This is a genomic window from Peptococcaceae bacterium 1198_IL3148 (genome assembly GCA_036763105.1).
Classification (GTDB): Bacteria; Bacillota; Desulfotomaculia; order Desulfotomaculales; family Desulfohalotomaculaceae; genus JBAIYS01.
On sequence record JBAIYS010000001.1, the window covers coordinates 1 to 14,405 of the forward strand.

The window sequence follows — 14,405 nt, forward strand, 5'->3', positions numbered from 1 at the left end:
TACTAACGGATCACAGTACCTTGAAAACATTCCTTACAACTATTACGCTGCTAATTGCTTTGCAGGTCTCTTTATGTCATTTATCATTTTTTGTGGATTATACACTACATTTTTTGTCAACAACGCAAAGAAGATTCTAATCAGCTTACAGCAAAGAAGTATCAATGACTGTTTTTTCTTTAGTGGATTCTGCTCCCTGGTTGTATAGTACCAGTGCAATTCTTTAAATTCTTTGTTTTTAGCAACCATTGGCATTATGCATTGAAACAGTAGAGCCCTTAACCTTTTCCTGCCTCGTTTGCTGATGGTTGTTCTTCCCTTATGCTTTCCTGAGCTGTTCTCTTTGAGCGATAGCCCAGCTAGTTTCTGCACTTGCTTTGGATGTTCAAATCTTGTGATGTCACCAACTTCAGCTATGAATCCTGCTGCAGTTGCTAATCCGACACCCTTTATCTTTAGCATTTCTTCCATACCTGGCAGTTGCATTGCTAATTCTTCGATTAAGACCATCGTTTTTTCGTACTGCCGCATAACTAACGCATATTCTTCTAGCAAACAGCTTAATTCGTTTTCTGCAGATCTTAACCCTTGACGCACACCCACTGTAGCTTCTGCAGCTTTAACTAGCTTGGTTGCACGTTTAATTCCAACAGCTCTTTTGATCTCTTTTCTCCATGTAGCTACAATGCCTTCAATACCAAGTTTTATTACTTTCTCAGGGGTAGGAAACTCTTTTAATACCATTAAAGCAGCTTTCCCTTCCCACTTTCCAAAAACCTTATTGAACTCCGGAAAGTATATACTTATCCACCGCTTTACTCTGTTACGAATAATGTTCAGTTCTTTCACTAATCTCGAACGAGTACTCATTGAGTTGCGCAACTCGCTATAAATACCTTCCGCTATATACGGCACACAGTATCGGCCATCCTTAACCAGCATTGCTATGGTTTTTGGATCCTTTCGGTCATTCTTGCTTGGGTTATTGTCGTCTAATTCTTTGCTTCGTTTGACATGAAATGGATTAACCAGTGCTACTTTCATTTGAAGATCTTTTATATATTGAGCTATAGGAAACCAATAATGGCCAGTAGGTTCCATTCCAATCATGGCATAATTTTTTTGATACTTTGCTTTTAGCTCTTCAATCCACTCTACAAATGAAGAAAAACCACTATCATCATTGTTAAATTTAAAAAGTTTGCCAACTTCAATTCCTCTGTAATCAAAAGCTCTAGCGTATTGGACCTCGCTAGCAATATCTACACCCACTACTAGCGTGTCTTCTGTGATTTGCTTAATTTTATCATTCTGGTTATACTTCATTTTGAGTACCTCCGTGAATTTAATTTTGTGCTTTTGGCCGATTGCACATTTAAATTCTACTGTGAGGTACTTATTTTTTCAAAGTGCATTTTATTTCATTACAGGAATGCTCCATTAACATATTCTTAAGCCGTTGGCCACCGGACGCTCCGGTTGCAGCAGCACCACAGATTTATCACTTTGGGCGGTGCCTAAAATAAGAATTTCTGAGCGAAAAGGCCCCACTTGCCGCGGAGGAAAATTAACCACCGCCACCACCTGACGGTTGAGTAATTCTTCCTTTGTATATAAATCGGTAATTTGGGCGCTGGACTTCTTCACTCCCACCTCTGCACCAAAGTCCACCCAAATTTTATAAGCCGGCCGTCGGGCCTCGGGGAAATCTTCCACCTTAATCACAGTGCCGATGCGAATATCCACCTTGAAAAAATCATCTACATTTGCTAAGTCCATTTTTATAGCCTCCTTAATTTTACTTAGCCGCAATGTCTTTTGCTTGTTGTTGCAAATAGGTTAGGTTGTAATTGTTAATTTTTAGTGGCTAGTTTTGGTTATTATTCAGGATTCAAAAAATAAAAAACCTCTCGTTCCCAGGCTTTATTTAAGCCCAGGGACGAGAGGTTGCTCCCGCGGTTCCACCCTGGTTGACTGCCTTAACTTAAGCAATCCACCTTCAAATGAATAAAGGCTCAGGAACTCCCTTCACACGAATGGTTTTACTGGGCTTACACCATTCCCAGCTCGCTGTAAAAACTTAATCCGGCTACTCTTTCCTTCATTGCCAAATATTAAACTTAGCTACACAGAAAAATTTTAACAAACAGGCACTGGGTTGTCAATAATTAAAGATAGGATCGATAATTGCTAGTATAGTCGGTAGCCTGTTCCATTGGCACTTCTATTTCAAAGCGGTAGTCGTTGGCCATGGCCGCAACAGCACCGGCCACCCCCAGTAGTGCCAATTCGTTACTGTACATAGCGCCAACTATTCCGGCCACGCCTACGGTGGCGGGAATTTCTAGCACTGTTTCGCCGTCCTTTTTCACTTTAATCTTTGTGTTGTGACCTTTGCTCAAAAATTGGCGAAATTGACCCATCACTTCTTTGCTGCGGCCTTGTAGTTTTTCCGATAAATGTCGACCTCGTTCCTCCAGGTTAATTAATGCTTGCACAACATCTCCATCCACTTCATCTAGAGCCTCTTTGGCCTCTCGGTAACCCACTCCAACCCGAGCCCGCAGTAGATCTATGTTTTCTAACTCATTGGTCATATTGCACACCCCCTGTAAATCTACTATTATTTATCCCTATTTGGAGTATTTTTATGCAACACTTCCAGAAAATCCAACGATTTAGCCCGTCTTTCCAAGTGGTACCGTGTCAAAGCCTTTAAAATGTTCTTTGTTTGCTCAAAAGTCCATTTATCCGGCTGCAATAAAGCCAGCTCACCGGGCTTGGTGGTAAGTAACTGTCTTAGCAACTGCACTGTGGGATACTTAATGGCAAACACCCTGTTTTCCGGTTGATAGCAGTGGCCACAGATAACGCCCCCTTCATCAACGCTAAAGGTCAGTTTACCCGTTAAATCCCCACCGCAATTTACGCAACTGCCCAGTTCCGGCATATAGCCCAGCAAACCTAACATCTTCATTTCAAAGCCGGCCTGTAGTTTTTCTACCGCGGCAAAATCTATTGTGGGCTGATTTAACCATTTAAGGGTAGTTAGCAGCAAGATAAATAATGGTTCATTGGGCTCGTTTTCTTCATTTAAGATATCCATTAATTCGCAAAAATAAAAGGCCACAGTCATTTTTTCTAAATTGCTAACAATTTCAGTAAAAAAACTAATGCCAGCACACTGGGTGATAGAATCCAACACCTTACCCCGGCTGAGCATCATTTGGGAATGGCACAGCGGTTGCACCGCCCCCCGCTTGCGGCTATTGGCTTTGGCAGCGCCATAGGCCATTACCCTTTGCTTACCCCGTTGCCGAGAAAAAATAGTGACCAATTTATCCGCTTCGCGAATGGTTTTGGAGCGCAAAACCACCGCTTCTACATCGTATTGCCTCACATATTACACCTCAAAAGAGAATTTTGCATTCTGGACGCTAAACTTCTTAACCTGCATTAGATTCTACATGGCAATTGTTTTTCCCTGTTAACAATAATTTCAACCACAAGCAATAAAAAGGCTGTTGCAAAACAGAATACTGCTTTTTACAACAGCCCCTTACAAAGTTATTTAGTTCTATTTTGATACAACTCTGCTAAATACCGGGCAAACCCAGGCCCTAAATCTGGGGATTCTAAAGCAAATTCCACTGTGGCCTTTAAGTAACCCAATTTATCCCCGGCGTCATAACGGGTGCCCTCAAACTGGCAGGCATATATTGGTTCTAACATTCTCAGCACCCGCAAAGCATCCGTCAACTGAATTTCTCCATTGGCACCGGCGGGCAAGTCTTCTAAACACTTAAAGATAGACGGATTTAAAATGTATCTACCCATAATGGCTAATCTCGAAGGGGCGTCCTCTAACGCTGGTTTTTCAATAAAATCCCTAACCTGATAAATGGGCCCCTCTTGATCCGAGGTATCTACAATCCCGTATTTGTTAACATCTGCTTCCGGCACCTCTCTGACCCCGACTACACTGGAGTTGTGTTGCTCGGCAACCATAATTAATTGCTTTAAAGCCGGCACATCGGACTTAACAATATCATCACCCAACAACACCGCAAAGGGTTCACCGGCTATAAATGACTTGGCACAATAAATGGCGTGGCCCAGTCCCAGCGGTTCATTCTGCCTAATGTAATGAATGTTGGCCAAGCTGGACAACCTCTTGATCATTTCCAACTGTTCTACTTTACCCTTATCTTCCAGAGATGTCTCCAGTTCCGGTGAACGATCAAAGTAATCCACTATTGGCCACTTTCCTCTGCTGGTAATAATCAAAATGTCCTCAATACCAGAATTTACAGCCTCTTCAATTATGTATTGAATTGTGGGTTTATCTACTATTGGTAACATTTCTTTAGGTAAAGCTTTGGTGACCGGCAAAAACCGGGTTCCCAACCCAGCTGCTGGTATTACTGCCTTACGCACTTTCACCTATTTTTCCCTCCTAATTGCCTAGGTTAAATTTTTAGTTAAAACCTATCTCTATTAAACATTTATGTACCAGTGTAAAAAACAACGCAAAAGACACTGCGTTGCTTCTTATTAATTTATACAAACCAGCTGTGAATTCCTGCTTAAATTTTAATTATGTACTTTTTGTCACTTTCCCTTGCCAGTGTTATACCGCAGCGCATAAACTTTCCTGAAATGGGCAACTTACTATTAATTTTAAAACTAAGGAGTGATTTTAATGGCCGCACAATACGGTGCCCACGAAGTAATGGAATTACATGAAGTACTTACTGATGCTATCGATGGAATTAATCAGTTTGAACTGTACAAACCCCATGTCACTGATCAACAACTATCATCTATGATTGACAAACACATTAATTTTATGACCAATGAATACAATATGATGGTTCAAGCCCTAAATCAACAAGGCATGGCTGAAGCTCGTCCATATCGCGCTCCCATCACCAGCCAACCCATTTATGGTTTAAATAACCCCGCTCCCCAAAGTCCTCACACTGCCACCGGCAAGCTAAATGATCGGGATATCGCCAGTGGTATGTTAGGTTGTCATAAATCATCTGCCATTATGAAATCCATGGCGGCTTTAGAATGCGCTGATTTGAATCTGAGAAGAATGGTGCAGCAAGGCTCCATCAATTGTTCCGAAATGGCTTACGAAGTTTGGCAATATATGAACCAAAATGGTTACTACCAAGTGCCAACCATGAAACAAATGACTACCAATACTATGATTAATACTTATACCCCCGCAAATATGGGCCCCATGAATAATATGAATCAGATGGGTGATATGGACAATACAAACAAGGGAATTTTGAATTTAGGCATGGATCTCAGTTATAACCAGTAGCCACAGTTTAAGGTGGTGTTTAATACAGAGGTAGCACTATAGAAGGAGTTTCTGCCCTCTGCCTAGAATAACTACTTATGAAATTATTACAATTGCTAATTAGAACACTACCCTTTCTGTACATGAGTTTAATTTGGTACCTATCAAGTAAGCCCAGTGATGCCATTGTTAACACTGGGCTTACTTTTGACGCTACCCTTAAAGAATCCCTGCACCTGATAGAGTTTGCAGTATTATATGGCCTGTGGCTGCTGGCCTTCTCAACCAAAGGGCCAATCACCCCCAAAGGCAGTAAAACGGCGGCGCTATTGGCAATTGCCTACGGTTTAATCGATGAGATCCATCAATCCTTTGTGCCATACCGATCAGCTACCCTTTGGGATTTTACCAAAGACACCATTGGCGTTGTGGTTAGCATGTACATTGTAAGTAGAATACTGTGGCCCAATGCCCCACCACGCCATAAACATAACACCCACAAATAAAAAGGCCACCCCATGATTGATACTGGGGTGGCACTGTTTACTCTTTATGGCTGTGGCCGCTGGTTCCGTTGGCGATTTCCACTGTAAAATTAATGGGCCCAATTATTGTTTCTTTTGTATCAATATCATACAAGTAGGCATTGTACATTACATCGGGTTCAAACTGATCGTTCTCTGTGTCAATGCTAATTATGTAATGGGTTTCATTTAAGCTATGGATAGCATTCTCCTCGTTGATTTGAATATTAGCACTGTACTGGTACGTAATTGGCCTTTCTCTATCATCAGCTATTTTTACCAGGTCCTCAATGGAACTAACCTGATTATAGTTGTAATATGAAGAGTCTATCTTTTTATCTAGGGCCACAAAACGGGTGCCATGTTTTTTAAAAATGCTTATTTTTACCTATTTTGTGTAATGTTTTTACTTATTCTGGCATATTTATTTACTTTGGTGATTACAGGGGTTATAGAATTTAAAGTTGTTTTTGCCGGCTTTTTTAGCACGATATAGCGCTGTGTCAGCCATTATTAAAAGTTCTTGGCGCTTTCTGGAGTCATCAGGGTAATTGCTAATGCCAATGCTGGTGGTCACATAAAACTCCTGTCTATTTAAGTCCAATGGTTGTTGCATAGTTTCAATAATTCTATTGGCCACTAAGGCGACGTTATCTTTAGTTTCAATGTTGGGCAGTAAGATAATAAACTCATCTCCACCCATCCGGGCAACGGTATCCCCTTCCCTTAAACAATTAGTTAATCTTTTGGCCACATTCTGCAGCACAAAGTCGCCGGCATGGTGGCCTAAGGTGTTGTTAACCTGTTTGAAATTATCCAGATCCAAATACATTACCGCCAGTACCTCATTGTTTCTTTTAGCCCTGGCGATGGCGTTCTCCAGACGGTCTTGTAACAGAACGCGATTGGGTATGCCGGTGAGGGAATCATGAAAGGCTAAATACCTTATGTACTCATCATTTCTTTTGCGCTCGGTAATATCGTTAAAGTATACTGCTAATCCATAGCGGCATGAGTAAACCCGCACTTCATACCAATTGTTCAGTGGCGGGTAGTATTCTTCAAACTGTAAGCTGTTTTTTTCGGTGGCCGCTTTTTTTAGCCTCTCTTGAAAATCCAAACTAAAATTTTTACTAAAAAATTTCCAAACGTTATCACCCAGTAGTTGATCTTTAGGCACTGCTAAATATTTCTCTGTTGCGGAATTGGCAAATATTAATTTCCACTTTGTATCTATATAACAAAAGGCTTCGTTAATGCTGTCTAACATATCGATAAATATGTTTTCATAGCGTTTACAAATATCAATACCTCTACCAATAGATAGGGTTCTTAATTGTTTGTTCTTTTTGATATTATAGCTAGACATTATATCCTCCAATGCCTGGATGTTTATAGTCTGGAATTATTTTACAGCCATTTGTTTGACAATTGCAACTGTTTTTACAATATTTATCAATAATTTTAGGGCGCAAAAAAACGCTGTCTTGAAATGACAGCGTTTTTAATGATATAAAGTTGCATCTTTGTACGTTAAATCAAAAACATCGTGGCCAAGCCAAAGTAGATCATCATACTGGTAATATCCATTAAAGTAGCAATAAATGGGCCCGAGGCCATGGCCGGATCTACTCCAAGGCGGCTAATGACCACCGGTACCAGGCTACCCAATACGGTGGCGGTGGTGATGGAGAAGGTCATGGATAAGCCCACCACCAAACCTAACGTTGGCGAACCCTGCCAAATGTAGGCCATCACTGCTAGCGTTAAACCACAGGTTAATCCCACTAATATTCCCACTTGGGTTTCTTTCCAGACCACTGACCAAATTTTGCTTTTATCAATTTGACCAGTTGCTAGACCCCGCACCACCACTGTTAGCGATTGGGTGGCAGCATTACCAGGTCCACCGGCCATGGCGGTAATGAAAAAGGCCAAGGCGGTGATGTGTTCCAATGTGGCAGAAAAGCCGTGGATGACGTTGCCCGCCACCAGTTCGCCAAACAGCAAACCAATTAACCATGGCAACCTGTTGCCTGCCCGGCGCCAAAAGCTGCTTTCTAAGTCTTGCCCTTCCGGTTCGATGTTACCGGCTAACCGCATCATGTCTTCGGTGGCTTCTTCTTCAATAACGTCAATAATATCGTCAAAGGTAATAATCCCTAATAGTTGCTTGTCGTTATTGACCACAGGTACTGCCAACATGTCATATTTTGATACCAGTTTAGCTACTTCCTCTTGGTCGGTGCGCACATGAACACTCACCACTTGAGTGCGCATGATGTTTTCAATCTTTTCTTCTGGGTCGGCAATAATTAATTCCCTGAGGGAAATCACTCCCACCAACTGTTCATCGTCATTGGTGACGTAAACATAGTAAACAGTCTCGGCACCTGGGGCAATGCGGCGCAATCGTTCAATGGCCTGGTTAGCAGTAAAGTCTTTGCGCACATCAACATATTCTGTGGCCATCAAGCCACCGGCGGTATCTACATCATAACTAAGTAGATCACGAATATCTTCTGCCTCTGCAGCTTTCATCAAACCCAGCAGTTTATTCTGCTGTTCTTCCGGCAGTTCACCTAATAAGTCGGCAGCATCGTCTGTAAACATTTGTGACATGATATCTGCCGTGCGCTTGGGGCCTAAACCTTCAAGTAGAGGAGGTAATAGGTCTCTGTCCAATTCAAAAAGAATGGCAGCAGCTTTGCTGTGCTCTACCAGACGCAATATTTTGATGCGCTGGGGGAGAGGTAATTGCGGCAAAAATTCTGCAATATCGGCTGCGTGTAGTTCTTCTAAGCATTGACGCAACTTTAGCATCGAATTTTGAGCTAAGCAGTCCAGAATTTGTTGCCCTCTAGTTTCTTTGTTCATTATGGGCACACTCCTCTCTTACGGGGCGCCCTTTGCATACCAAGGTAAGCATAGACGCCCGCTATTTAATTGTTTTGCATTGACCCTCCCTGGGTCTGCGTCCATGGACTTACCACTCCTTTTCATAAACATTGGGTATTGGAACTAAAAACAAGCCTTCGGAAGTCTGTGAAGGCTTGTTAGGTGTTCCTTTTGTAGCGTATCAAATTAATGTTAGCGTTGTCAATAAAATACTTATTCATTGTAACCGAAATTTTTAAGTTGATCAAGACGATTGCGCCAGTCTTTTTTCACTCTGACCCATAGCTCTAGGTAAACTTTGGAGCCCAACAATTTTTCTATTTCTTCCCGGGCTTGTTTACCAATTTCCTTTAGCATCCTGCCACCCTTGCCAATTAAAATGCCCTTTTGGGATTCCCGTTCGGTATAGATCACTGCCTGTACTGCCACCACGTCGTTGGGACGTTGCTCAATGTTATCTATCACCACCGTTACCGAATGGGGGATTTCTTCACTGGTTAGGTGCAGCACCTTTTCCCGAATTAGTTCCGACATGATAAAGGTTTCAGGACGGTCGGTAACTACGCCCGCCGGATAGTACTGTGGCCCTTCAGGCAAATTGTTAATTAACACTTCCACCAAACGGTCAGTGTTTTCCCCGTTCAATGCTGATACCGGAACAATTTCAGCAAAGGGATAGAGATTTTTATACTGTTCTATCACTTTAAATAATTCTTCTTTTTTAATCAAATCAATTTTGTTCAGCACTAAAAAGACAGGAGTTTTCAGGCCCTGCATCTGCTTTAATATATATTCGTCACCGCTGCCGGGGCGACAATTGGCTTCGGTCAAAAATAACACTATGTCAACTTCCTTCAGTGTACCCAAAGCAATGTCAACTAAGTGTTCACCTAGCTTATGCTTAGGTTTATGAATGCCAGGGGTATCAAGAAATACCACCTGGGCATTATCTTTGGTTAGTACCGAATGTATTTTGTGCCGGGTAGTTTGGGCTTTGTCAGACATAATGGCAATTTTAGTACCGATAAGTTGATTCATCAATGTTGATTTGCCCACGTTAGTGCGCCCCACCAGCGCGACAAAACCTGATTTGTAGCTCAATAGCGCAACCTCCAATTGTGTAATTCGAAGACAAGGGGACGAAGACAAGGGGACAGGTCCGGCGTCTTCGGGGAAGACAAGGGACCTGTCCCCTTGTCTTCTTCTTATTCTTCCATTGCTTTTTTATCAAAGAACCCTGGCAACAGTTGGCTGGCGTGGGTTCTTTCCACATCACCGTGCTTAGACACCATGTAGACTTCCATATCGGGATTGAACTCAGTCATTACCTGCCTGCAGGCACCACAGGGGCTGCAGGGCTGGTCGGTGTTGGCGATCACCGCTAGCGCCTTAATATTTTTGTTGCCGTCGGCCACCGCCTTAAATATGGCTACCCTTTCTGCACAACAAGTTAGCCCATAGGAGGCGTTTTCAATGTTACAGCCCTGATATATTTTACCGTCGTCAGTGATCAGCGCTGCTCCCACCGGAAAATTGGAGTAGGGTACATAGGCCGTTTCCATAGCTGCTTTAGCTTCAGCAATTAGCTTTTCTACCGGAAACATCATCCCTTGTTGGACGCTGATATATTTGTCTGCTACCGTGGTCATTTCATCCCTCCTGTGCAACCGGGCGGACGTGGAAGTCCGCCCTTAACAAATCACTCATTAATTATGCGCAGCAGTTTCATAATTGGGATAACAATTTTGGCAACAGCACCAACGCAGCCACCACCAACGAGTTGACCGCTGCTATCAATACTGCGCCAGCGGCTACATCCTTGGCAACTTTGGCTAAGGGGTGATGGTCTTGGGTGCACAGATCCACCACCGCTTCAATGGCGGTGTTAATTAGTTCTGCCATCCAAACTAACGCAATGGCGAAAATAATAAACAACCACTGGGTTACAGATATCTTTAACCAATAGGCCACTAAAATTGCAGCCACTGTAGCCAACAGATGAAACTGCATGTGACGCTCAGTTTTAAGCGCCCAAATAATACCCTTAAATGCCCAGCCCAAGCTGCGGCTAAATCTAGACCACATAACTTTACCTATTAATACCCAATTCCGTTAAGATGCTCTCTTCCTTGGAACGCATCACATTGGTTTCCTCTTCGGTTTGATGGTCATAACCCAACAGGTGTAGTGCCCCGTGTACTGCTAAAAATGCCAGTTCCCGCTCGAAGGTATGACCATACTCTTTAGCCTGCCTTTGGGCGGTTTCCAAAGAAATAATCACATCCCCCAGCATATGCACTTCTTCTGGCGCGGCAGGCATTTCTTCTCCTTCATCCATGGCAAAGGACAGCACATCGGTGGGTCTGTCCACTCCCCGATAATCACGATTTAATTGGTGGATGTACTGGTCATCCACAAAGGTGACGCTCACTTCACTGTTTACACGCTGATGCAGTTCCAGCGCTTTGGTAATCACTTGATCGACAGTGTTTTCCCAAGCTGATTGCACAGGAATATTTGTCTGCATATTATTTACGATTATTGGCACGGCGAGACTTTCTCCTCTCCATCTCTTTAATATCTGGATACTCAATTCTGGAATGATACATGCCTGATAAAACCTTTAAAAAGGCATTGCCGATTTTATCTAGGTCTTTAAGGGTTAAATCACACTCGTCCAACTGCTCGTCCATTAATTTACCTTTAATTAACTTTCTCACCAGACCCTCTATTTGACCAGAGGTGGGATTGTTTTGCGCCCGCACCGCCGCCTCCACCGAATCTGCCAGCATCACTATGGCCGCCTCTTTGGTCTGTGGTTTGGGACCGTCATAGCGGAAATCATCTTCTTTAATGGTTTCGGCATGTTCCCCTTCGAGGGCTTTATTATAAAAGAACCGAGCCAAAGTGGTACCATGATGCTGCTCAATGATATCAATCACCCGTTGCGGTAGTTTATGTTCTCTAGCCATATCTCCCCCATCCTTAACGTGGGAAGTCAATATCAATGTTGACAGGTTGGGGGCAATTTTATCGTGGGGGTTATCACCGGACATTTGGTTTTCAATAAAAAAGTAGGGTCTCTTAATTTTGCCAATATCATGGTACAGTGCTCCCACCCGCACCAACAGACTGTCACCACCCACCGCTTCGGTGGCGGCTTCTGCCAGATTGCCCACCATAATACTGTGGTGATAAGTGCCCGGCACTTCCAGCAGCATCTTTCTTAATAGCGGATGACTGGGGTTAGATAACTCCAACAGTTTAACTGACGATGTGATGCCAAAGGTTGATTCCAGATATGGCAGTGCTCCATTGGTTAAAATTGAAGACAACAGACCGTTTGTTAATCCCAAGATAGTAGCAGCCGCCAACATTAACTGCCAAGTGGTATCTTCAATCAGGCCGATCATCAATATCACCAGCATAGTGGCCAACCCGGTATATAGTCCCGCCCGGGCTAAGTCCCCCCGCTGGCTGAGTTTAGAGACACTGTAAACCCCTGTAACTCCACCTAAAAAACCAGCCATGCTAAAATTCAAATTGTTGCCATTCATCATCCCAACAAACAAACTAATTACCGCCACCATCAATACCGCCAACCTGGATTCTAACAAAATGGCGGTCAACATGCCAGCGGCGGCCACTGGCGCTAGATAACCAAACAAATCGCTAAATTCTGGCCAACGGGATATTTCAATGGCCGCCAGCACTTTGGCAAAGAGTATCACAATCAAGGCTACAATCCCTAACAAATAGAGCTGACTAATGTTGTGATAAATTTCTTTGTTTTGCTGGCGCAGGTAAAACAATACCGCTGACATTAAAGTAGCGATTAATAGCAATGAACCTAACAGGTTTGTCCAGGGCAATTTTTTTTGCAACAACCCCAGGGCCTGTAACTCTTGAATATCCTGTTGGGTAACTATGTCTCCGGCTTTAACCACCTTTTGGTTGGCTTTAATGGGGATGGTTACCGGCTCAACGGCATCCATCGCCTGTTCGCGCAACAGGTTGGTCTGTTCCTCATTGTAAAAGCGATTAGAACGCAAAAATTCTTTAGCTAATGCCACTGCATACTGTTTATAGCTATTGTTATAATTAAGCTTCTCAATGTCGGCCAATATTTCTGACTCGGCCTGTGGCAGTTGTTCATCGGTAATGCCTTGCTGCATGCGATCAGAAATTAGCTTGTTGATGTTTTCAGCCACTTTGTTTAAGTCGTCGGTGGCTCCCAAGATAATTTCTTTCATTGCATTGTCAGGTAAAGTAAAGGGGAGTACTGGTTTTAAATTTTCCAGTTTTTCCCCCTCGGTTAAATCAGGGTTTTCCTTTATTTGGATGATGTTTTCAGTCAAGTGATCAATATCGGTCTTTACATCCAGTATTACATTAAGATCCACCGTATAAACATCGTCCACCGCTTCCGCTGCCTGTTGCTTTAATTCTGCCGTTTTAACGGTATCTACATACTCAGCACTGCGCGGAGCGGTAACATCATAAGGGGCTACTTCCCCTGCCTTTAAATCTACTTTACTGGGGAAGAAGTCTAGGTATAGCATTAAGGTGAAGATTAGCAAAAAGAATACCGCAGCACTTCCCCGGCGCACGCGGCGATGTTTGACGAGATACTTTAATCCCTGCACCACCGTGCCGCCAACTTTGTTTAAGGGAACCATTTATTTCACTCCCTACTGTCATTGGCCTTTCCCGCCAACTCGTATGCCTTGACTATTTCTGCTACCAGGGGGTGGCGTACTATGTCTGCACCAGTCATGTAATGGAAAGCTAATCCCTCAACGTTATTCAGTTTTTCGCTGACGTCAATTAAGCCAGACTTCTGTCCCCGGGGTAAATCCACCTGGGTGATATCCCCGGTAATCACTGCTTTTGAGCCCATACCCAGGCGGGTTAAAAACATTTTCATTTGCTCTGGGGTGGTGTTTTGGGCTTCATCTAAAATAATAAAACATTCTTCCAAAGTGCGCCCTCTCATATAGGCTAAAGGGGCAATTTCAATAATGCCCCGTTCTAAATATTTTTGAGTATTTTCATTGCCTAAAACGTCATACAAACTGTCATAAATGGGTCGCAGGTAGGGATCAACCTTTTCCTGCAAATCACCGGGTAAAAAACCTAATTTTTCTCCTGCTTCCACCGCCGGCCTAGTTAAAACAATGCGGGATACCGTTTTATTTCTCAACGCAGCCACCGCCAGGGCCACCGCTAAATAGGTCTTACCAGAGCCAGCGGGGCCAATACCAAAGACAATGTCATGACTCTTGATGGCATTGACATATTGCTTTTGTCCCTGGGATCGCGGTTTTATCTGTCTACCCCGGGCAGTCATCACCACTACATCATGGGCCAAGTCAGCCAGTTTTTCACTGCCCTGGGCCCGCACCAGGCTGAGGGCATACCTAATTTCATGCCTGGTAATGTGGTTGCCGGTAGCAATATATTCTTTTAACTGCTTGATGAGTTGTGCTGCTTCATCAACCGCTTGGGGATCACCGTTAATCAATAACTCATCACCCCGGGCCACAATTTTTACTGCTAATGTTTTTTCAATGTAAGCTAGATTTTCATCATTCCGACCAAATATTTCAGCGGCCAGCCTGATATCTTCCAGTGTTATTCTTATTTCACCACTGTCTGCCAATATA

The 14,405-nt window shown here is 43.2% G+C and carries 16 protein-coding genes; 2 read left to right on the forward strand and 14 right to left on the reverse strand.

The window, feature by feature from the left end:
• Positions 1-42: 42 nt before the first annotated feature.
• The 5 genes from V6C27_00005 to galU form a co-directional block, all read right to left on the reverse strand.
• Complete coding sequence (locus V6C27_00005) at positions 43-1,326, reverse strand: IS110 family transposase (protein ID MEG6614815.1); 1,284 nt, start codon at positions 1,324-1,326, stop codon at positions 43-45.
• Between the two features lie 114 nt (positions 1,327-1,440).
• Positions 1,441-1,779: a tRNA-binding protein gene (locus tag V6C27_00010; GenBank protein ID MEG6614816.1), complete on the reverse strand. Its 339-nt coding sequence runs from the start codon at positions 1,777-1,779 to the stop codon at positions 1,441-1,443.
• Between the two features lie 389 nt (positions 1,780-2,168).
• Positions 2,169-2,597 carry a DUF4342 domain-containing protein gene (locus V6C27_00015; protein MEG6614817.1) on the reverse strand — a complete coding sequence of 143 codons (429 nt, stop codon included), beginning with the start codon at positions 2,595-2,597 and terminating at the stop codon, positions 2,169-2,171.
• A 26-nt stretch (positions 2,598-2,623) separates the two neighbouring features.
• Positions 2,624-3,400, reverse strand: coding sequence for a DNA repair protein RecO (gene recO, locus V6C27_00020; GenBank protein ID MEG6614818.1), 777 nt, complete (start codon positions 3,398-3,400; stop codon positions 2,624-2,626).
• Between the two features lie 167 nt (positions 3,401-3,567).
• A complete protein-coding gene (gene galU / locus V6C27_00025; GenBank protein MEG6614819.1) occupies positions 3,568-4,443 on the reverse strand; it encodes a UTP--glucose-1-phosphate uridylyltransferase GalU in 876 nt (291 codons plus the stop codon).
• Between the two features lie 259 nt (positions 4,444-4,702).
• Between galU and V6C27_00030 the strand changes: the two genes are divergently transcribed.
• Positions 4,703-5,338: a spore coat protein gene (locus V6C27_00030; GenBank protein MEG6614820.1), complete on the forward strand. Its 636-nt coding sequence runs from the start codon at positions 4,703-4,705 to the stop codon at positions 5,336-5,338.
• Positions 5,339-5,415: 77 nt separating this feature from the next.
• A complete protein-coding gene (locus V6C27_00035; GenBank protein ID MEG6614821.1) occupies positions 5,416-5,823 on the forward strand; it encodes a VanZ family protein in 408 nt (135 codons plus the stop codon).
• 37 nt (positions 5,824-5,860) lie between these two features.
• On the opposite strand, the gene V6C27_00040 is transcribed toward V6C27_00035, so the two are convergent.
• The 9 genes from V6C27_00040 to V6C27_00080 all read right to left on the reverse strand — a co-directional run bounded on the left by V6C27_00040 (position 5,861) and on the right by V6C27_00080 (position 14,401).
• Positions 5,861-6,223 (reverse strand): DUF5305 family protein, encoded by a 363-nt coding sequence (locus V6C27_00040; GenBank protein MEG6614822.1) that lies wholly within the window; start codon positions 6,221-6,223, stop codon positions 5,861-5,863.
• A gap of 42 nt (positions 6,224-6,265) precedes the next feature.
• Entirely contained in the window at positions 6,266-7,210 is a 945-nt protein-coding gene (locus tag V6C27_00045) for a diguanylate cyclase (protein ID MEG6614823.1), read from the reverse strand.
• Between the two features lie 164 nt (positions 7,211-7,374).
• Complete coding sequence (gene mgtE, locus V6C27_00050) at positions 7,375-8,718, reverse strand: magnesium transporter (protein ID MEG6614824.1); 1,344 nt, start codon at positions 8,716-8,718, stop codon at positions 7,375-7,377.
• 234 nt (positions 8,719-8,952) lie between these two features.
• Positions 8,953-9,840 (reverse strand): GTPase Era, encoded by an 888-nt coding sequence (gene era, locus V6C27_00055; protein MEG6614825.1) that lies wholly within the window; start codon positions 9,838-9,840, stop codon positions 8,953-8,955.
• A gap of 104 nt (positions 9,841-9,944) precedes the next feature.
• The gene (locus V6C27_00060) at positions 9,945-10,388 is read right to left on the reverse strand and encodes a cytidine deaminase (protein ID MEG6614826.1); all 444 of its coding nucleotides are present in this window, start codon (positions 10,386-10,388) and stop codon (positions 9,945-9,947) included.
• Between the two features lie 76 nt (positions 10,389-10,464).
• On the reverse strand, positions 10,465-10,824 hold the full coding sequence (locus V6C27_00065; GenBank protein MEG6614827.1) for a diacylglycerol kinase family protein: 360 nt from the start codon (positions 10,822-10,824) through the stop codon (positions 10,465-10,467).
• A 4-nt stretch (positions 10,825-10,828) separates the two neighbouring features.
• On the reverse strand, positions 10,829-11,287 hold the full coding sequence (ybeY, locus tag V6C27_00070) for an rRNA maturation RNase YbeY (GenBank protein MEG6614828.1): 459 nt from the start codon (positions 11,285-11,287) through the stop codon (positions 10,829-10,831).
• A complete protein-coding gene (locus V6C27_00075) occupies positions 11,268-13,418 on the reverse strand; it encodes an HDIG domain-containing metalloprotein (GenBank protein ID MEG6614829.1) in 2,151 nt (716 codons plus the stop codon). The genes ybeY and V6C27_00075 overlap by 20 nt, the downstream gene beginning before the upstream one ends.
• A gap of 5 nt (positions 13,419-13,423) precedes the next feature.
• Positions 13,424-14,401, reverse strand: coding sequence for a PhoH family protein (locus V6C27_00080; protein ID MEG6614830.1), 978 nt, complete (start codon positions 14,399-14,401; stop codon positions 13,424-13,426).
• Positions 14,402-14,405 lie beyond the last annotated feature (4 nt).